This is a genomic window from Streptomyces cyslabdanicus (assembly GCF_052663305.1).
The window spans coordinates 23,507-42,652 of sequence record NZ_JBQRUW010000071.1 but is presented as its reverse complement, the minus strand read 5'-3'; the positions used below and the strand labels follow the sequence as shown (position 1 = coordinate 42,652).

At 71.5% G+C, this 19,146-nt stretch carries 17 protein-coding genes; all 17 read right to left on the bottom strand.

Going from position 1 to position 19,146, the window contains the following annotated elements:
- Positions 1-16: 16 nt before the first annotated feature.
- Complete coding sequence (locus tag ACTYVM_RS34640) at positions 17-868, bottom strand: phytanoyl-CoA dioxygenase family protein (RefSeq protein ID WP_445529754.1); 852 nt, start codon at positions 866-868, stop codon at positions 17-19.
- Positions 865-2,982, bottom strand: a complete 2,118-nt coding sequence (locus tag ACTYVM_RS34635) for a phosphoketolase family protein (RefSeq protein WP_445529753.1) — start codon at positions 2,980-2,982, stop codon at positions 865-867. Before ACTYVM_RS34635 ends, ACTYVM_RS34640 begins: the two co-directional genes overlap by 4 nt.
- Positions 2,972-3,643 (bottom strand): L-threonylcarbamoyladenylate synthase, encoded by a 672-nt coding sequence (locus tag ACTYVM_RS34630; RefSeq protein ID WP_445529752.1) that lies wholly within the window; start codon positions 3,641-3,643, stop codon positions 2,972-2,974. The genes ACTYVM_RS34635 and ACTYVM_RS34630 overlap by 11 nt, the downstream gene beginning before the upstream one ends.
- Complete coding sequence (locus ACTYVM_RS34625; RefSeq protein WP_445529751.1) at positions 3,640-4,410, bottom strand: phytanoyl-CoA dioxygenase family protein; 771 nt, start codon at positions 4,408-4,410, stop codon at positions 3,640-3,642. Before ACTYVM_RS34625 ends, ACTYVM_RS34630 begins: the two co-directional genes overlap by 4 nt.
- Before the next feature lie 74 nt (positions 4,411-4,484).
- On the bottom strand, positions 4,485-5,264 hold the full coding sequence (locus ACTYVM_RS34620) for a class I SAM-dependent methyltransferase (protein WP_445529750.1): 780 nt from the start codon (positions 5,262-5,264) through the stop codon (positions 4,485-4,487).
- Positions 5,261-5,935 carry an HAD family hydrolase gene (locus tag ACTYVM_RS34615; RefSeq protein ID WP_445529749.1) on the bottom strand — a complete coding sequence of 225 codons (675 nt, stop codon included), beginning with the start codon at positions 5,933-5,935 and terminating at the stop codon, positions 5,261-5,263. The genes ACTYVM_RS34620 and ACTYVM_RS34615 overlap by 4 nt, the downstream gene beginning before the upstream one ends.
- A gap of 20 nt (positions 5,936-5,955) precedes the next feature.
- The gene (locus tag ACTYVM_RS34610) at positions 5,956-6,405 is read right to left on the bottom strand and encodes a hypothetical protein (protein WP_445529748.1); all 450 of its coding nucleotides are present in this window, start codon (positions 6,403-6,405) and stop codon (positions 5,956-5,958) included.
- Positions 6,405-7,457, bottom strand: coding sequence for an enolase C-terminal domain-like protein (locus ACTYVM_RS34605; protein WP_445529747.1), 1,053 nt, complete (start codon positions 7,455-7,457; stop codon positions 6,405-6,407). Before ACTYVM_RS34605 ends, ACTYVM_RS34610 begins: the two co-directional genes overlap by 1 nt.
- Complete coding sequence (locus ACTYVM_RS34600; RefSeq protein ID WP_445529746.1) at positions 7,444-8,562, bottom strand: hypothetical protein; 1,119 nt, start codon at positions 8,560-8,562, stop codon at positions 7,444-7,446. The genes ACTYVM_RS34605 and ACTYVM_RS34600 overlap by 14 nt, the downstream gene beginning before the upstream one ends.
- 104 nt (positions 8,563-8,666) lie before the next feature.
- On the bottom strand, positions 8,667-9,839 hold the full coding sequence (locus ACTYVM_RS34595) for a bifunctional class I SAM-dependent methyltransferase/NUDIX hydrolase (protein WP_445529745.1): 1,173 nt from the start codon (positions 9,837-9,839) through the stop codon (positions 8,667-8,669).
- A 31-nt stretch (positions 9,840-9,870) separates the two neighbouring features.
- Positions 9,871-10,773 carry an NUDIX domain-containing protein gene (locus ACTYVM_RS34590; protein WP_445529744.1) on the bottom strand — a complete coding sequence of 301 codons (903 nt, stop codon included), beginning with the start codon at positions 10,771-10,773 and terminating at the stop codon, positions 9,871-9,873.
- 129 nt (positions 10,774-10,902) lie between these two features.
- On the bottom strand, positions 10,903-12,171 hold the full coding sequence (locus tag ACTYVM_RS34585) for a M15 family metallopeptidase (protein WP_445529743.1): 1,269 nt from the start codon (positions 12,169-12,171) through the stop codon (positions 10,903-10,905).
- A complete protein-coding gene (locus ACTYVM_RS34580; RefSeq protein ID WP_445529742.1) occupies positions 12,168-13,652 on the bottom strand; it encodes an NUDIX domain-containing protein in 1,485 nt (494 codons plus the stop codon). Before ACTYVM_RS34580 ends, ACTYVM_RS34585 begins: the two co-directional genes overlap by 4 nt.
- A gap of 57 nt (positions 13,653-13,709) precedes the next feature.
- Positions 13,710-14,846: an NUDIX hydrolase gene (locus tag ACTYVM_RS34575; RefSeq protein WP_445529741.1), complete on the bottom strand. Its 1,137-nt coding sequence runs from the start codon at positions 14,844-14,846 to the stop codon at positions 13,710-13,712.
- A 77-nt stretch (positions 14,847-14,923) separates the two neighbouring features.
- Entirely contained in the window at positions 14,924-16,246 is a 1,323-nt protein-coding gene (fxlM, locus tag ACTYVM_RS34570; RefSeq protein ID WP_445529740.1) for a methyltransferase, FxLD system, read from the bottom strand.
- Positions 16,243-18,234: an ABC transporter ATP-binding protein gene (locus ACTYVM_RS34565; protein WP_445529739.1), complete on the bottom strand. Its 1,992-nt coding sequence runs from the start codon at positions 18,232-18,234 to the stop codon at positions 16,243-16,245. The genes fxlM and ACTYVM_RS34565 overlap by 4 nt, the downstream gene beginning before the upstream one ends.
- Entirely contained in the window at positions 18,231-18,698 is a 468-nt protein-coding gene (locus ACTYVM_RS34560; protein ID WP_445529738.1) for an NUDIX domain-containing protein, read from the bottom strand. Before ACTYVM_RS34560 ends, ACTYVM_RS34565 begins: the two co-directional genes overlap by 4 nt.
- Positions 18,699-19,146 lie beyond the last annotated feature (448 nt).

Sequence of the window (19,146 nt, the reverse complement as noted above, 5' to 3'; positions counted from 1 at the left end):
TTGGCGTGCCCCGGCTCTACCGGCAGTGTGCAACAGCCAGGCCGGACTGCCACCACGAGCGCATGGGCGCGGCTCCGCTGCCCTTGGCGAGGGATCCGTCCGGATGGCGGTCGGGCAGGCCCAAGAGCTGCTGTTCTACGGAGGTGAGAGCGGGGTCGGCTCGAAGTTCCGTGGCCGGGTCATCGACGGGGTGGAGCCAGCGGTATCCGTACTGGAGCATCAGGGCGATTCGGGGCTGGCCGGAGAGGTTGATGCCTCCGGTGTGCCAGGTCCGGTTCTCGAAGAGGACTGCGTCGGTTCCGGCGATGTCGAGGGTGACGGCGCCGGGCGGGTCGATGGCGCCGACGGGGACGACGGGTTCTTCGGTGAGGCGATGGCTGCCGGGGAGGAACATCGTCAGCCCGCAGTCGGGGGTGACGGGGGTGAGGTAGTGGGCCGCCTTGATCGCCATCCGGGGGGTGTCGGGGACGCCGAGGTCGGCGGTGACGCCGTACATGTCGCGGTGCCAGCCGTGGCGTTCGGGGATGCGGATGGTGCGGGGCGGGCCGCTGGGCAGGGCGATGAGGTGGGCGGACAGCAGGTGGATGTTCGGACTGAGGAGCTGGACGACGGTGGGCAGGACGGACGGGTTGGCGAGGAGCGGGAGGAAGGCGCGGTCGAGGTTGAGGCATCCGCGGAAGCCGTCCTTGCCGTCCCCACCACGGTCGCGGTCCTTGGTGATGTCGCTGGCCAGCAGCCTCTCGGCGGCGGTCAGAAGCCGGTCGCGCAGGTCCGAGGAGATCGCGTCGCGGATGATCGCGTACCCGTCGCGTTCGAAGGCGTCGATGGTGCCGGCGTCGGGGGCGACGGGCGGGAGCGGGGTGCTCATGCGGGTATCTCCTTCGGAATGTCGGTGAGGGTGGTGGCGAGCTGCCACAGGCCGGCGTCGTCGAGGCCGCAGAGCTGGCGTAGGTGTTCCTGGGAGACGGGGCGGCCGGGGTCGCGGTAGCCGAGGACGGTGAGCCGGGGCCCGGGGTGGCGGCGTCCGAGGAGGGCGTGGATGTCGGCTGGGTGCCCGCTGGTGGCCAGGACGATCGGCGCCCGGGTGCCGAAGTGGCGAGCGAACGCGTCCGGGGCGAGGGCGAGGGGGCGGGTGCCGTCCTCGGCAAGGGCCGTGAGGTCGTGGATGTGGACGTACCGAAGGCGCAGGCAGGGGCGTTCGGCGCGCAGCCGCTCGACGAGGGTGGTCAGGGCTTCGGCGGGCAGGTCGCCGGCGGAGGCGAGGACCAGGTCGGGCTCGCCGGGGCCGGGGTGGGTCAGGTGGGGCCAGATCGCGATGCCGAGCCGCAGTTCCTCGTCGAGGGTCTCCTGCGGGTGGTGGATGCTCCCGTGCTTACCGGCGACGACGAGGGTGCATCGGTCGAGTTTGCGCAGGGCGAAGGTGAGTGCGGCGGCGGTGCGCGCGGGGTCTGCGGGGGTGAGGACGTGGAGGGTTGGGTCGCTGCCGGCGAGAAGTGCCGTGGTGAGGCTGGGGTTTTGGTGGGTGAGGGTGTTGTGCCAGCCCAGGCTGGTCAGGAGGTAGACCAGGCTGGGCAGCGGGACGAGCCCGGCGTGCCGGCGCACGGATCGGTGCTTGAGTTGCTGCTGGATGAGGCTGAGGGTGATTGGCGCGAACGCCTCGTAGGTGGCGACGAGGGCGTGTCGGCCGGTCTCCGTGTAGCCCTGGGCCCAGGCGTGGCACATCTCCTCGTTGAGCACTTCCACTGCCCACGGCACCGGGCGTCCGTGCTCGTCGGTGAGGTCGAGGCGGTTGGAGGCCAGCTCGTCGGGGCTGAACACGCGGAACGGTCCCTGCTCGGCCCGGGCCCGCAGGACCTCGGGGACCGCCTGCGCGAACGGGCGGCCGGCGGCTTGGGCGGCGACCTGGGCGGAGGCGGCGACGCAGCCGCGCGGCGCCGGGAGGCCGTCGGGCTCGGGCCGGGGCAGCGGGAGCGCGGGCAGCAGGTGCGGCCGGGGCCGGCCGCTGGAGGTCAGGAGCTGGGTGGGCTGGTAGGAGGCCAGCCAGTCGGCGAGCGCGTCGAACTCGGCGGGCACACCGGCCGGGTCGCGCAGCGGCGTCTTGTGGATCGTCGGGGTGCCGGTGAGGCGGTCGGGCGCGCCATGGCCCTTGTCCAGGGTGAGGACCAGGACGCTCGACGGCCCCGGAATGCCCAGAGGCTGGGCGGTGCCGAGCGCTTCGGCCACCGCCTGGCGGAGCTGGCCGATGTCGAGCCCGTCGCTGTAGACGGGCCGGTGACCGAGGCCGGTGAAATAGGCGGTGAGTTCGGCGCGGCTCAGGGTGGACAACAGGCTCGAGCCGCCCATGCGCAGCCCGTTAAGCAGGACGACGGGAAGGACGGTGCCGTGGTCGCCCGTATCGTGCAGGGCGCGGGTGGCGAGCCAGGACGCTGCGGTCGTCCCGGTCTCGCACTCGCCGTCGCCGATCAGGACCACGGACAGCCGGTGGGGCGCGTCGAGGACGGTGCCCTGCCCGATCGCGAGGGCGGGCCCGAGCTGGCCTCCGGTGTGCAGGTGGCCGGGGACCATCGGGGTGATCTCCCCGCCGATGTCGGCCAGGGGGAAGCCCGCGACGAGTTCGCGCAGCCCGGCCGCGTCCTGGGACAGGCCGGGGTGGGCGCGGCCGAGTCGGCCTGTGAGGTAGGCGTGGGCGAGGGCGGAGGGCCCGGCGTGCCCGGCGCCGTGCAGGACGTGCAGCTCGTAGCCGTCGGGGACGGCCGCCTGGAGTGGGCCCAGGGCGGCGAGCAGGCGGTTGACGGGCGGGCACACTCCCCAATGGCCAGCCGGTCGGGGCTTGACGTCGGCCGGGGTCAGGGGGCGGGCCAGGAGCGGGTTGTCGCGCAGGTAGAGCTGGGCGAGACAGAGGTAGTCGAGCGCGTCGGCGACGGCGGCCACCGACGCGTCGGGCACCAGGCGGTTCGTGCGGCGGGCGAGGTCAGCCCACATGCGGTCCTCCTGCCGGGGTCAGAGCGGCTTCGACGGCGCGGGCGTGGACGGTGCCCTCGCGCTCAAGGCGGGCTGCGGCGCGCGCGGGGCAGTCAACGATGGTCATGTGCCGGCTGTACGGGCAGATCCCGCCGTCGACGACCGCGGCGATCCCGGCCCCCGTGGTCCGCTCGAAGCCTGCGACCTGGCCGGCGGTGAGCGCCGGGTGATCCCTCTCGCCAGCGGCGAGGGTGGAGATGCTGCACACGGCGGCGGCCAGCGGTTCGCCGGCCAGAGCGACGAGCTGGCCCAGGAACCCGTCGGGGCATCCGACGAGCGCCGGGGAGCCGACCGCCGCGACGGTCTCGACGCCCGGCTTCCACGGAAGGCGCAGCGCGAGGTCCCCCGGCCACAGGCCGTCGGCCAGCAGGCGGGCGTCGCCGCTCAGGTCGAACAGGGCCTCGGCCGTGGCCGAGGAGTCGAGCAGGAGTAGCAGTGGCTTGGCGGTGGGGCGCTGCTTGGCGCGGAAGACTGCGTTCATGGCGGCGGGGTCGGCGGCGCGGGCACACAGCATGTACCAGCGCGGGGTGGGCACGGCGACCATCCGCCCAGCGGCCAGGAGCCGGGCTGCATCGCCGAGTTGGTCGGGGGCGAGGACGTCCACGGTGCGCTGCCCTCTCACGCGGTGCCGGGTCGGGCGAGGTCGGCGAGCGCCGGGTATTCCAGCCACGGGTCCGACAGGGCGCGCAGGGCGAGGTCGGGGTGCTGGGCGTGGTGGATGCGGAAGTACGCCATCACTCTCGGGGTGCTGCTGGTGTTGATGCCGACCCGGTGCGGGACGAGGTGGTGCATCACGATCACGTCGCCGGGCTCGGCGGTGAGGGCGGTGCCGTCCTGGCCGTCGATGTCGTCGGGGGTCTGGGCTGGCTGCCCCAGGGTCCAGTCCGAGGCGAAGTATCGGGCCATCCGGTGGTGCCCGCCGGCCACGTAGTGCAGAGCGCCAGCGTTGGCGGTGGCGCTGCCGTCCAGGACGACGCCGACGATGAAGGTGAACGTGCGCAGGTCGCGGGGTTCCAGGTGGGGGCAGGAGACGCCGTCGACGTGCATCCGCTTCACGGGTTGCTCGGCCCCGTGCGGCAGCCGGATCTGGATCTGCGCCCGGGTGACCGGGTCGGGCGTCGCGGGCCGCAGCAGGTCTCCGGCCAGCTCCGCCAGGCCGCTGCGCTGGTAGAGGGCGACGAGGTCGGGGTGCTCCTCCAGCTCGGGGGCGAAGCTGCGTTCGGTGTAGGCGGTGAGCCGCGTGGGATCGTACGCCTCGGCCAGCCAGCCGCCGACGAGGTCGCGCGCCGTGGACAGGACGTTGCCGTGGACCAGGCCACGGCGTATGAGGACGCCGTCGTCGACGAACCGGCGCTGCTCGTCGTCGCTCCACGTCACAGGACTGGGCATGGTGGATCTCCTTCCAGAAGGACGGGGCCGGGGCGGTGAGAGAGCCGCCCCGGCGCGCAAGGATGGGGAGCGGGTCAGCCGCGCCGGCCGAGGACGACCTGGAAGGAGGCGTGCTCGATCAGCCCGCCGGCGGCGGTGTGCTCGTCGAGCAGGGCGCGGGCGCGGCGCTCGAAGTCGTCGACCTGCCCCCCGAACAGCGGCCGTGCGGCGAAGCTGGTCGAGTACAGGTAGCCGATCACCGTCTCGGTGGTCCACTCCCGCTCGACGGCGATGGTGTGCTCCTCGACCCGGCCGAACGCGCTCTCGGCGATGATGTCGCGGTAGGGCCGGTTGTGCGCCGCGTACTTCTTGCCCACCCCGGCCCGCCGCTCCTCTCCCAGGTACTTCTGGATCAGGGCCCGCAGGGCGTCGGTCCACTCGGTGCGCGCGGTCCACAGACTGCCGTCGCCCATGACCGCGACGGTCGCGTCCGGCGCGGTCATTTCCTCCAGACGTGACAGCACCACGTCCTGCCGCATCCAGTGGAAGGCGCGGCAGACCGTGACGAGGTCGGCCCGGTAGGAGGCGGGCGGGGTGAACTCCTCGGCCGAGGTGTTGTGCAGGCGCGCGGTGACCGGCAGCCCGGCGAGCGCCTTGCCGGCCTCGGCGAGCATGCCCGCGTCCCGCTCGACGACGTCGATCTCCGTCATCTTCCCGGCCAGGGCCAGTGGGACCTGCCCGGTGCCGGAGCCGAGGTCGAGCAGGGCCCGGTGCTCCTTGCCGGCCACCCGCTGTGCGAGCAGCTCGACGGCTTCCTTCGGGATGCCGGGCCGGTAGGCGGCGTAAAACGTGGCGGTGGTGTCGAACTGGCTCACGGGGTGGAACTCCTGATCATGTGAGTTGACGGAAGGGCGATCTGCTCGATGTGCTCGACCGCACGGGTGAGGTCCGGCACGACCGTGACCCGGCCGGGGTGCTCGGCCAGCAGCCGGACTGCCTCGGACGACGGCGTGCGGGGCGTGATCCACAGGGCGTGGGCTCCAGCGGCGAGGGCGCCGCGTACGTCGTAGTCGAGACTGTCGCCGACGTGCAGCACCTCCGCGGGATCCCGGCCGTGCAGCCGGGCGACAGTCTCCACGGCGCGAGCGTCGGGTTTGGCGAACCCGAGTTGCCAAGACGGGTGATGGGCCCAGAGGTGGGGGGCGAGGAGGGTGGCGACGTCGGTCGCCTGCTCGTCCCAGTGGCTCACGTTCGACAGGGTGACCACCGGCACGACCCGGGCGATCCGTGCCACCGCCTCCACCGCGCCGGCCCACAGGGCGAAGCCGGGCGGACAGTGGTCGTGGGGGAACGCGGACGGCGCGATCCCCAGAGCGGCACACACCGCCTGCGGTGCTGTCGCATCGCGGCGCGGGTCCAGGGCGTGCAGGAGCTGCTGAGCGATCTGCTTCGCCTGCCGGGCCGGGAGCGGGGACAGCTCCACCAGTCGCTGCGTCAGCGTCGTCCCGGACGGCTCTCCCAGGGTGTATCCGACATCGAGGCTCACCAGCCGCACCGCAGCCGCGTTCACGACGGACCCGCCAGAGCCGCGATGATCATGCCGATCCGCATGGTGCGCACGGGACCGGAGTCGGCTTCGCTGAGGAAGGTCAGCAGGTGCCGGGCTTCGGCCGGCGACCAGCCGCTGGTGTCGACACCGGCCTCGGCAGCGGCTTGGGCGAGGTCGTCGGGGATCGTCGGCGGGCGGGCGCCGTGCGGAATCAGCAGGGTGCCTCTCCACTCCTCGCCGGCCTGCGACTGGGGCAGGACGGATACGAGGGGTGCAAGGACGGTGACGTCATCGAACGTGAGGATTCTGACCGGGAGTTCGGGCAGGTGCACTGGCTGATCGAGGCGAAGGGTCGTGGACAAGAAGGTGTCGTGTCCGCTCAGCGGCTCGTCCACGACGAACAGCACGGTTCCTTCGCGGCGCTCCAGTCGGCCGTGGATCGCCAACTCGCCTGTGTGCCTGGGCATTACCGATGCACCTCCATCCCGAGACCGGGCCGGTCGGGAAGAGCGACATGCCCGCCGTCCGGCCGGAGCGTGCCGCGCAGCGTCCGCTGCCGGCGTGGCTCCCACACCACCTGGTACTCCACCGCGCCCGCCGCGTCCGGGAAGGCGGCGGCCAGATGTATGGCAGGCAGGAACGCCCGGCCGTGAAGGTGGACGGGTACTCCCGCTTCGTGGGCGGCGCCGAGCCAGGTAATCGCTTCGGTGATCCCCCCGCACCACACCGCGTCGAACGTGAACGCCTCCGGCCGGCAGTGCTCCAGCAGGGCCCTGGCGTCCTCCGCATGGGACAGCCGCTCACCGAACGCGACCCGAAGACCTTCCGCCTGTCGGCGCAGCTGTCGGTACACGGCACGGTCGGTTCGCGGGAGCGGGTCCTCCACCCAGCGCACCGCCTCCGGAATGAGGAGCGGTGCGACCTCCATGGTCCGCAGGTGGCCCCACGTGCCCAGGGCGTCCACCGCCACACTGTGCCCCGCCCACTTCGCCGCACGTTCGGCCAGCAGCACCATCTCGGCGGCCTCTGCTCCGCCGCGCAGGGCCCACTTGGTGAAGGTGAACCCATCGCCGGCAGTCGCCTTGACGGACTCGGCGGCCGAGTCGGCGGCCAGGTCCAGGGAGAGCCAGGAAGCGTAGACCGGCACCCGCGGTATGGGCCGGTTGCTGAGCAGGGCTGCGACCGGGAGGTCGGCGAGGCAGCCGTGCAGGTCCCACACCGCGCAGTCCAGCGTCCCGACCGCCCAGCGCCCGAGCCCCGCCGCGTGCGGACCGAGTTCGGCCAGGAGTCTGCGCAGCAGACCCGTGTGGTCAGTCACCGGGTGCCGCAGCGCGCTCTGGCCGAGCCGTGTGGCGACGAGCGCGGCGGGCAGCTCGTCGACCGGGGCGAATACCCCATTCACTCCGTCGGCCTCGACCACTACCGCGTACCGGCTGTCGCCCGCTTTCCACGGACCGGCCACGCTCTCGTCGAGGCGCTCGACCCGCACCCGGTCGATGACCGCGTCAGCGGGGTCCATCGACGAGGTCCTCTCCCGCGAAGGTGAAGTACCACAGCGGCCGGTAGCACTCCCAACCCACCGGCCGCAGCCCGGTCGCCGTCATGGCCCGCTCGATCACCGTGCGCGCCTGCAGGTAGTACTCCAGGCTCTCCGCGCCCGGCGTCCGCATCCCCTGCATGATCACCGTGTGTGCCTGGAAGACCTGGATGTTCGGGAACGCGGTGACCTCGCCCGCCAGCTCGTTCACCCCGCGCGCGAGGTCTTCCATCGGGTCCAGGCCGACGATGTACGTGTACGAGGTGTCCAGCCCTGCCTTACGCGCCCGTGTCAGCAGGTCCGGCATCTGCTCCGGCCGAAGGTCGGCCTTGGTCGCCTTCATCAGGGCCTCCCGCCGGGTGAAGTGCTCGGCCGTCAGCCTGAGCACGAACGGCGACACCTGCGACGCGATGGTCTCGAACGCCTCGTCGCTGCGCAGCACGGAGGTGAGGAAGCCGATCCGAGCCGTGACGCCAGCCCGCTCCAGGGCGGGTCGCAGGGCGGTCAGGTGCGCGACGGCGGCTTCCTCGCGCTCGAAGCAGCCGGTGGAGACGGTGACCTCCTCTAACTCGGCCAGGTTGCGGCGGGGGTGCTGCTCGCCGAGGGCCCGCAGCAGGGCATCGAGCCCCTGGTCCTCGTGCATCCTTGGATCGGCGGCGGCCTCCAGGGTGTTCGGGCACCAGCCGCACCCGACACACCGGCTGCGGGCGTTGGGATTGAGGGTCGCCGCCCGGCCGCCGTTGCGGAAGTACCCCCCGACCGCCTCGTCGGCATCGATGTGCTCGACGTGCGCGACCACCGAGCCGTTCAGCGACAACTCGTCGCCGCGGAGCCGGAACGGGCTGGCCGGCTGGTTCAGTGGGACGATGATCTGCCAGTCAACGTCGGGGCGGCGTACGAGGCGGAGGTTGACCCGAGCCCGGTGACGGTCGTGGTCGGAGGTGATCCCGTACAGGTTGACGGCGATCAGCAGCACGTCCTCGACGGGGACTCCGTGGCGCAGGGCAACCTGCTCCAGATCATGCAGTCGGTCGGTGCCGACGGCGCCGTCCGAGGGTATGGACCGGCGCATGGAGAGATGCGGCATGAAGAACTCCAGCTTGATGTTGAGCGGTGTGTATTGCTACCGGGGCGCGGCACCTACGTCGTGTCGCGGGAAAGCATCGGTGGCGGCTGTCGTGCCAGCGCGGCCTACTTGGCTGGGGCGAAGGCAGTGAAGTGCGCCGGCGGGTGGTCGATGGGCAGGTTGGGCCGCCAGGCGGTGAGGATCTGGGCGCTGCATACGAACAGGCCGTCGGGGAGCTGATCGAGCGGTTGCCATGCCCAGTCGCCGACGCTCTCGTCCGGCTGCGTGGTCGGCTGCCCTTGCCAGGTGTGGACGAGCGCGCCGACGGTGACCCGCAGGACACCTTCGACGTGGTCGACGAGCGTGCCCAGGAGCCCCACGTTGGCGGTCCGAGCGACCAGACCGGTCTCCTCGGCGAGTTCTCGAACGACCGCGTCCTCGAAGGATTCCCCGGCCTCCACGCTTCCGCCGGGCAGTTCGAGGGTGCCGAGGCGGTGCCGGCCCAGCAGGATGCCCTGCTCGCTGAGCAGGATCGCGCCGACGCCGACGGCCGCGTGGGCGTCCGGCGCTCGGGTGCTGCGGGGCCGGCTGGAGACGCGCGCCGGACGGTCGGGAAGGCGCCGGGCGCGGATGAGCTGCTGGATGACCGTGGCGCTCTCGTCGGGGTGCGCGTATAGGTCGATGGCTTCGACGCGGAAGCCGTACTCGGTGAGCAGGTCCTCCCACAGCTGCGGTGCCAGGACCCACATCTGTGTCGGCAGGGGCGGGTCGTCGCGCAGCAGGATCAGCTGCTCGCGCGGCGCCACTTCCGTGGACGGACCGCGGCCGTGCAGGTCGGTGTGCAGGAGCGAGAGGATCAGCGGGGCGCCAGGGCGCAGGCCGTCGCGCAGTACGGGCAGTGAGCGGTGCGGGTCGATGAAGGCGAGCGTCCCGATCGCGTACGCGGCGTCGAACGGCTCGGCTCCGGCCAGGTACTCGGTCACGTCCGCCCGGACGAACTCCACGCCGTCCACGTCCGCGTGGGCGCGGACGGCGCGTTCGTGCTGGGTCGGGGAAAGTTCGATGCCGGTGACGCGCGCTCCATGCGCTTGGGCGAGGTGGACGGCGTGGTGGCCGGCCCCGCAGCCGATGTCCAGGACACGGCGGCCGGTGACGGCGCCGAGGACCTCTGCTCCCGGGCCGATCCCTTCCCAGGGTGTCCAGCCGAGCCGGTCGGGGACGGGCGGGGTGTAGGCACGGGTCAGTTGGCGCTGGCCGTAGATCTCCCAGGCCCGGGTGTTGGTCTCCTCGGCGGGCACGATTTCCTCCTGGTGGGCGGGTGTTCAGGGGTTAGGTGTGCGTGATCAGGTAGGCGGGGCCCTCGCCGCGCCGGGCTCGTTCGATGGCGTCGAGGCGGGCGAAGGCGCGCGGCGCCATCAGCTCCTGCCAGGTCGCGAGGTCGTGGACGGCCCACATGTCGTGTTCCGCGGGATCGAGCCGGATCCGGCCGAGCTGCTCGGCGGTCAGCCGGCCCCCCTCGAAGATGAGCCCCACCTTGTTCAGCGGCAGCCGGGGCCCGGCGTGCAGGAAGTGCGTCAGGAGCAGGGTCGGTGCGTTGAGGGCGAGTTCGAGTCCGGTCTCCTCGACCGCCTCCCGCCGGGCGGTCTGCAGTGGGTCCTCGCTTGGGGCGTCCAGGTTGCCGCCCGGGAACTGCCAGAGTCTCGAGCCGTAGACCGAGCGAAGCTGGACCGGCCGGTCGTGCTCGTCGCGGATGTACAGGCAGCCGTACACCGTGTGGTGGGGGACGGTCTGCGCGTACTCCTCGGCCGTCATCGGCATGGGGCGGCCGGGCCGGGCAGGGCGGTGGTCGAATGCGAGGGCGAGAACGCCGAGGGCTTCCTTGGCGGGCGGGTAGATGCCGCGGAGGTTGGCGAGTAGCTCGCCGGGCGGCCCGTCCGGGTCGATGCGTGCGGTGTCCTCCGAGCTGAGCAGGTCCTCGAAGGAGGGGTACGGGGTGATCCGCTGCACGATGATGTCGAGTTCCCGACCGGTGTCCCGGTCGTGGAAGACGACCGTGTCGCCGACGCCGATGTCGCGCTTGTTCGGGGTGGCCACCCTCACTTCGATCGTCTTGCGGCCTGCTTCCACTTGGCGGTAGCACCGCCAAGTCAGGTGCATGTGGTGCTCGGGTGGTTCGTCTCCGGCCGACGGGCTCGGGACGGCTGGGATCGCCTGCTGGGTGTCGTCAGGCATACATGCCTCCGTTCGATGCTTTCCGTCCGTCGCGGTCGTGGGGTCGCGACCGGCCATGGAGCGGTGGCCGCGCTCCTGTGTCTCCGGATCGGATTGGGTGGCGAGGAAGTGGACGAGTCCGCCGGCGCGCTAAGGCAGTTCGATCGGTCCGTAGCGCGCGTGCGGCTCCTGCCGCATCAGCGCGTCGTACCGGTCCGCTACCGAGAAGTGCCAAAACTCGGTCCCATAGTTCGTAAAACCCGCGCCCTCCATGGCGTTGAGCAGCAGCGTGCGATGGTGGCGTGCGTGATCGCTGAGGTTCGGAGCGTGCGTGAAGCAGGCCCCGTCGCTCTCCTCCGGGGAGGCATTGACACGGGTGCCGAGATCGAGTTCGTGGCCGTCCTGGTCGACGAGGGTCACGTCCACGGCCGCGCCCGCGGAGTGAGGCGCGATCTCTGGCGGCGACACGTACCGGCTGGCGGCCTGGTACAGCTGCTCAGATGTCCAGCCGGGCTGAGCAGCGGCCAGCTCGTCCCGGTACTCGGTGAAGTAGCGCTGCTGGAGGGAAAGCGGCCGGTAGCCCTCGATGAACAGCAGGTCGGTGCCGGCGGGCAGGAGCGAGCGGGCGTGCTCCAGCCGGGCCAGGACGCCCTCGCGGACGTGGGCGAACGCCCTCAGCGGATCTTGCTTGCGGGGATCGACACGGAAGTCGTGGTCACGCACGTCGACGAGCGGCTCCCCGCACTCGCGCACCGGGATCGCAGCGACCCGCGGATCGGACATCAACACCAGAGGGTTCATCGAGTCTCCCTGTGACGGGTTGCACTGAGGCGGCGGGACGGGGGAGGCAGCGGTCAGCTCGGTTTCGCGCACGATCCGCGCGACGGTGCCCTGCAGCGTGCTGTCGGCCGGGATCACGGTCTCGAGACCGCCGGGCAGCAGATCCAGCTCCCGGTACCACGAGGCGAGGTGGTTGTCGGTGACTTGCTCCAGGTACGCGGCATCCGCCTTCGACGCATGCCGGATCAACGTCGCCTCCAGCGGCACGTCCAGGTAGTAGCAGCGGGAGACGCCGCGGTGGTCCCGTACCAGAGACGTGATCATGTGGCTGTAGCGATCGGCGTACAGGATCCCTTCGAGCACGACGTGAAAGCCGGCGTTCAGTGCGGCGCGTGCGATCCTGCCCAGCAGGGCGATGTTGGCGGCGCGCGCGGTGTCGTGTTCCCTCAGCACGTTCCGGCGGATCACGTCCTGGCCCACGATCGCGACACCGCGGCCGTAGTGATCTCGCAGTCCCTGGGCCACGCTTGACTTGCCCGACGCCGAGTTGCCGCGGATGACCACGAGGCGGGTATCCGGACGTCCGGCCGCAGTTGCAGCGGATACGCGACAGGGTGCGCCGCTCGGTGTGCCGGTCATGCGGGCCAGCCCGTCTCGCTGTACAGCTCCCCGTTCTGGATCTTTTCGAGCGCCACCCGGGTGTAGGAGACGAGGTCGTCAGGGAGCGCGGCGGGGTCCCAGAATTTCCACTGGGTGCACTTGTCCGGCTCGCGCAGTTCCGGCTCACCGCTCCAGGCGCGGGCGCGGAAGAACAGGCCCATGCGGGGCGGGTCCCCGGCCTTGTCGATGTGGTGGACGACGTGGACGAGTTCGACGTCCTGGCGCTCGATGTGCAGGCCCGCTTCCTCCCGGGCCTCCCTGATCAGGCAGGCGATGGCGTCCTCCTGCTCGCAGTGACCGGCCAGGACGTGCCAGGTGGACGGCGCAAACGCTGAGTTGGGGTGGCGCAGCCCGAGCAGCACCGTCCCGTCGGGCCGCTCCAGGTAGAGGTGGACGCCGATGACGTTGAGGACCGTGCCGCGCGGCGAAGTCCGGCGCTCCTTCTGTGGTGCGAGCCCGTTCTGCGGCGCGTTGCTGGCCGGGCGGCTGGCGGCGTGGCGCCGTACGAGGTCGCTGGTGGTGTCGGCGATACGGAGGCGGTGGAGGTCTGAGGGGGTGAACCAGGCAAGTATCACCCCTTCTGTCAGATGGAGTTCGCGGGGATCACCGTTCCAGCGGCCGGTGTAGATGGCGATGGGCACGGTCGCGCCGGCGTCGCCGGAGGCGTATTCGGTGCCGAACGGGGTGAGGTCGGCGAGGTCGAGGCCGGCTTCCTCGGCCAGTTCGCGCCGCACGGTGTGTTCCAGGGTGGCGTCCTGGGGCTCTCGGCCGCCGCCCAGCAGGGACCACATGCCCGGCTCCCAGATCCGGCCGGGGAAGTAGTCGCGCAGGTGGAGCAGGTACTCGCCGCGGTCGTTGTAGATCAGAGCCGAGGCGTTGGCCGTCTCCGGTTCGACCTGGAGCGGGAGCTTGAGCAGCTTCTCGCGCAGGGTCGGGGAGGTCACCCGGTCCACGGGACGCCACTCGATGCCGCCGACCTCTTCCTCCTGCAGCACGACCGGCGTCTCGGTCGCGGTGTGCAGGCGGAAGAGGAACCGGAGGTCGAAGTGGAGGTGTCCGGGTTCGCCTTTGCCCGGGTGGGCGTCGATGCCGTGGATGTCGATGTCCAGCGGAACGGTCTCGTAGCCGGGCCACGGCGTGACGGCCTGGGGCGGAATCCCGGTCTCCTCGTGCAGCTCCCGCAATGCCGCTGCTGCCAGGGACTCGTCGGCGGGCTCGGTGTGTCCGCCGGGGGCGAGGACCTTCCCGCTCGCCAGGTGCAGCACGTGCAGGACGCGGCCAAGCTGGTCGACGACGATCGTGCCGCAGGTGACGTGTCCGGTGAAGGTGAAGCGGCTGGCGATGTCGTCGCCAGTCCGGTCGAGGGCGTCCAGGAGGTCGCCGAGCTGCTCGCGCTCGTGAGGGTGGCGAGCGAGGTAGGCGGCGACGGTGGTGCGGATGTGGTCGTGCGACAACGGCATGGGGCTTCCTCAGAGGGGCGTGGAGCGGAACGAGTCGAGGCTGGATGGGCGTTCGTGTCAGCTCAGCCGCATCCCCTCTGTCGGGATCTCCTCGATGGCGGCGGCGCGAGCGGTGGGCAGGCCCCACCGCTCGCGTGCCGTCTCCGCCGCGAGCTGGGCTTGGCGCGCGCCGGGCGGGCCCCAGCCCAGCAGGGCGGCTGCCTGGGCGGGGGTGGCGAGCAGGCGGGCGAAGGGGCGTTCGGTGGCGGGGCCGACGGCCGCCGGGCCGATGGCGGTGACCCGGGCGGCGAGGCGGAGCCTCGCGTTGGGCCCCACGCCGCCGTAGACTTCGCCGGTTTCGTCCAGCACCCAGCCCAGTCGCACCGGATCTGCCAGGGTGAGCTGGGCTTCCTCGGCGGCTTCGCGGTGCAGGGTGTCCTCGGGCGTCGCGTCGGTGCTCTCTACCGTGCCGCCGGGCAGCATTGGCAGCGCACCCCGCGGCCCGGGGTCGGCCACCAGGGCGACACGGCCGTCGGGGACGAAGCACCACGCCCAGGCTTGCTGCACGGGCAGCCGCTCGGGGACGGGGGCGCGGTGGAGAGGGCTGTCCCACAAGGGCCGGTAGCGGACGTGGACGTCGTGCCGGTCCAGTGCCGGGACGTCGAGGATGTGCTGGCCGTCGGCGAGGTGAGCGGTCGCGGTGTTCCCGAGCCGGGCACGGTAGGCGGCGAGCATGATCTGCCCGTCCACGGGGCGCAGCCTCTGCACCGCGTCCCGGGTCTCCAGGAAGGCGTATTCGGACAGCTCCTCGTGCGGCAGGCGGATCGCTTCCACCTGGTCGGGGTTGAGGGTCCCTGCGTCGAAGACGAACCGGACCTCGCCGGGGCAGGGCGTGCCGGGCTGGAGGTCGGGGTGGTGTGGGGAGAAAGAGTGGACGGCGAGCACGGCCGACAGGGGCAGATCCAGGCCCAGTTCCTCGGTGATCTCGCGCCGGCAGGTGACGTGCGGGTGTTCGCCGGCTTCGACGACGCCTCCGGGCAGCAGCCACGACTCGTCCTTGCGGCAGGTGGGATGCACCAGCAGGACCCGGCCGACCTCGTCGGTGATGATCGCGGCGGCCCCGATCCACACCGCATGCCGGGACGCGGCGTACTGCGCTGTCGGCAGGGCGGCACGCGGTGTGACGTGATCCGAAGGGGAGACGGGAGAGGGCACGGGTCTCTGCCTTTCGCAGCGGTGGACGGGGGAACGTGCAGCACGGGGGGCGAGCGGTGATCAGTAGGCACCGTCGTTCATCCGGCGTCGCCGCTCCCGAGGGCGGTGGGGCGGGCAGTGCTGCCGGGCACGATCGGCCAGTCCACGGTGATGCGGGTGTGCTTCTTGGCGAACACGTGCGGCTCGTGGTCCGGGCCCGCCGGAGCACGGTCGGCTGCCGGGCGGGCGGTGACGAGGGGGCAGCGGGCGCCGCGGTGGTTGCGCTGCCAGATCTCGACCTGCTCGGCCATCTCCTGCGCGGCGACGTGCCCTTGGTCGCCGTAACCGTGGACGACGAACTCGTATCGGCCCTTGCTGTTGTCTCCGTCGCCGATGCGTTCGGTGGCTAGCCGGGCGAGGGAGGCTCCGCGGACGATCGCGGCAGCGGGCCAGTGCCGGGGCGGCGGGTGGAGGACCTGGTTGTCGCCGTCGGGGTCGACTTCCAGGCGGCAGAAGCCGGGCAGGGCGCCGGCGAGGTAGAGCGTGAGGAGGTCGAAGGGTTCCTGGCCCCCGACAGTGATGTCGGTGCGGGTGACGGTCGGCTCGCGGTCAAGGGCGGGGGCGAGTTGTTCCACGGATAGCGGGGTGCCGTCTTCCCAGGAGAGGTGGACTCCGGTGCCGGGGATGGTGCGGCGGTTCGGGTTCCAGGCGCCGTCGCCCTGCATGGCGACGAAGCCGCAGACGATGAGCGGCTCGTCGCTGTGCAGTGCCCCCTGGCCCTTGGTGAAGCCGATGGCCCAGTGATAGCCGTGCAGACGCAGCGGCGCAACGAGACGGCCGCCCTCGGCCAGGGCGTCGATCCAGGGCAGGTCCCAGGTGTCGACGGTGACCACGATGGCGTCGAATCCGCCGTCCGGCACCACTGTGGAGGGCAGGTGCTCGGCGTCCGCGGTGACCACGCTGACGTGGTGGTATCCGGCCTGGGGCAGGAAGCGAGTGGCCCTCTCCGTGACGGTCGGGTCGATGTCGAGGGTGGTGACGTGACCGGTCGGACCGGTGAGTTCGGCGAGGAGGGCGGCGTTGTAGCCGCCGGAGCCGATCTCCAGGACGCGGTGGCCGGGCTGGATGCGGGCGGCTTCGAGCATGTCGGCCTGCAGCCAGGGCGCGGAGATGGAGCTAATGATGGTGCCGTCGTCGCTGCGGCGGGTGGCGACGATGTCGTTGGCGTACGCAGCGGGGAGGGGGACCTCGGGGGCGAAGGCGTGCCGGGGCACGGTGCGCAGGGCGCGGTCGACTGAGGGGGTGCGGATGTGTCCGGCAGCGGCGAGCTGGTCGGCCAGCTGGTGGCGCAGGGCGGTGGCCTCGTCGAGGTCTGTGGTGGGCGGCGTGGTCACAGCGGGCCTTTCGGTCGGGCGGGTCATGCCTGGTCCGAGACGGTGGGCGCGGCGGGGTGGGGGATGGTCGCGGTCGGGGCGTACTGGGCGGCTTGGGCGTCGAACATGACGGCGTATCGGCCGCGGGCGGCGATGAGTTGGTCGTGGGTGCCGTGCTCGGCGAGGTGCCCGTTGTTGAGGACGTAGATGTGGTCGGCGTGGCGGACGCCGGACATGCGGTGGGTGACCAGGACGACGGCTCGGTTCGGGGCGGCGAGGCGGCGGATGCGCTCGAAGGCTTCGATCTCGGCTTCGGGGTCGAGGGCGGAGGTCGGCTCGTCGACGATGAGGACGCCGTCTGCCTGTGATGTTGAACTGCGCCAGTGCGTGCGGGCCAGGCCGACTTTCTGCCATTCGCCACCGGACAGTTCGATGGCGCCGCGGAACATGCGGGCAAGCAGGCTGCGCAGGCCGTCGGGGAGTTTGGCGATGACGGGGCCGGCGACGGCGTAGTCGACCGAAGGCCCCAAGTCCTCCTCTGTTGCGGGGTGGTCGGGGCGGCCGAGACGGATGTTCATCGCGGCGGTCACGGGCCAGCGCTGGAAGTCCTGGGTGAGCAGGGAGACGCGCTCGAAGACCTGGGCCCGGTCAAGGCCGGTGAGGTCAGCCTCGCCCCAGCGCAGCGAGCCGGAGGCGGGCAGCAGCATGCCGGAGAGGATCTTCATCAGGGTGCTCTTGCCGGAGCCGTTCTCGCCCACCACCGCGGTCACCGACCCCATCGGCAGGGTCAGGGACACCCCATTCAGGGCGGCCGTGTCCCGGTCGGGGTAGCGGTAGGTGACCTGGTCCAGAACGATTTCCTTGACGCGCTCCGGTACGGGAGCCCCGCCGACGGGCAGCGTCTGCTGGGCGGCCTGAGCGAGGAAGCGGCCGTGGTCGCGGACGTAGAGGCTCTCCTCGTGGAGCTGGTTGATGTTCATGACCAGCGCCCCCAGGCTCGCCGAACCGGTACGTACGGCGATGACGGCGGTCCCGGCGACGGCGAGGCTCATGTGCCCGGACATGATCAGCCAGAACATGGCGCCGTAGGTCGCGGCCATCGCCAGGCCGGATAACGCGGAGGCCACCCATTCGGTCAGGGCCTTGCTGGACGCGAGGCGTTCCTGTTCGGCCTCCGCGCTCTCGGCCATCCGCTCGTAGCGGCTCAGGAGGAAGGGGCCGACGGCGTGGAGACGGACCTCCTGGGCGGCGGTGCGTTCGGTGAGCAGGTTGCCGATCAGGCGGCTGGCCCGCACGTGCTCGATCCAGCTCATCACCGACACGTACCGCTCCTGCGCCACGCGCATGGCGCCCCAGCCGCGCGGGGCGGCGATGAGGATCAGCATGGGCAAAAGCACCGGGTTGAGCACGGCCAGGACGCCCGCGGTGGTGATCAAGGAGATGAGGCCGTTCAGCGCGGCGACGCAGGCGCTGATCATGCGGCGGGCGGAGCCGGGACCGTGCTGGGCGATGTCGACGAGCCGCCGGAAGTCGGGATCGTCGATGGCCTCCAGCTCAACCTTGGCTGCGGCGGCCAGGTACTGGGTGGTGGCGATCCGCTCCACCTTGGGCTCCAGCCGCCCGGCGCGGGAGGTGGACCAGGCGGACAGGGCGGAGTTGACGACGCCGATGACCGCGGCGGCCAGGAGACCCGGCAGCAAGGCGTGCAGTCGGTCGGCAGCGCTGCCGCTGCCGGCGAGCAGGGCGTGCATGACGGCATTGACGGCGAGCAGACCGGCGGCAGCGGCGATGCCCTGGCCGATCTCGCTCACCCCGACCGAGAGCAGGGCACGCCGGTCTGCCTGCCACGCCATACGCAGCGTGGCGCCGACGAGCGCGGGCATGGAGCGCAGCGCGGACATCATTGTCAGGTCCAAGGTCGCGTGCTCGTGTTGGGACCAGCCCATGTCGTAGCGCAGGGGGCCGCCGAACAGCTCGTGTTCGGCGTCGGAGACCTGCGGGTCGGCCATCGTGACCGGTCCGAAGAACCTCTTCACCGGGCGCCTCCCGCAGGCCAGTTGGTGGCCCGGTAGGACGGGCCGTGGGCGAGCATGTGGAAGATCGTGGCCGTGTAGGGATGGCAGTCGAGCGAGGGTCGCTCCATCGGCACCCAGAAGAGCCCTTCGTGCTTGTCCGGCTTGCCGTTGTACGGCTCACCCGTCCACGACTGGGCCACGAATACGGCGGTGATTCGGTCCGCCCCGCCACCGAGGTCGTGGTGGTGGATGAGGCCGCAGAATTCCTGATGATCCGCGCTGAGGTGGACCCCCGTCTCTTCCTTCGCTTCGCGCCGCGCGGCGTGATCGAGTGGTTCGCCGGCTTCCAGATGGCCGCCCACGACGGTGAGCTGTCCCGGTGCGAGGGCGTCGTCCGCCGTGCGGCGCACGCACAGTGCGGCGCCGTTGGACCGGAGCAGGACCTGGGCGACGTCGACGATCAGCAGGTGAGGTGCCTCGCTCATAGATGGCCCTCCCGCACCAGGGGTTCGACGCTGCTCCGGCCCCGCGCGGCCACGAGGGCATCGCCGTGCCGGAGACCGTAGGCGAGAGCGCTCGCGGCATCGGCTGCGGCGAACGCCTTCGGCGCCCGGTCCGCCGCGACGGGCAGAGGGCGGCCACGCCCGTTGTCTGGATGTGCCGGCCTCGGCGGGATGGTGGCGTGCGTCATGCCAGGTACCTCGTATCCGGTCGTGACCCACGGGTGGAGCGGGCGTTGCGGTCGACGACGGAGTGCAGAGGGGTGCCCGAGGAGCCGTTGGCGTTTTCGAACGCGGGATGAACGAGCGCAGGGAGGCGTACGGGATTCATGGGGGCTCCTCGGGGTCAGATGCGGACTGGTGATCGGGTAACGGGGGTTCTCGTATCGCCGTAACGGGTGGAGGCAGGCGAAATCTAGAACCCAGATTCGAA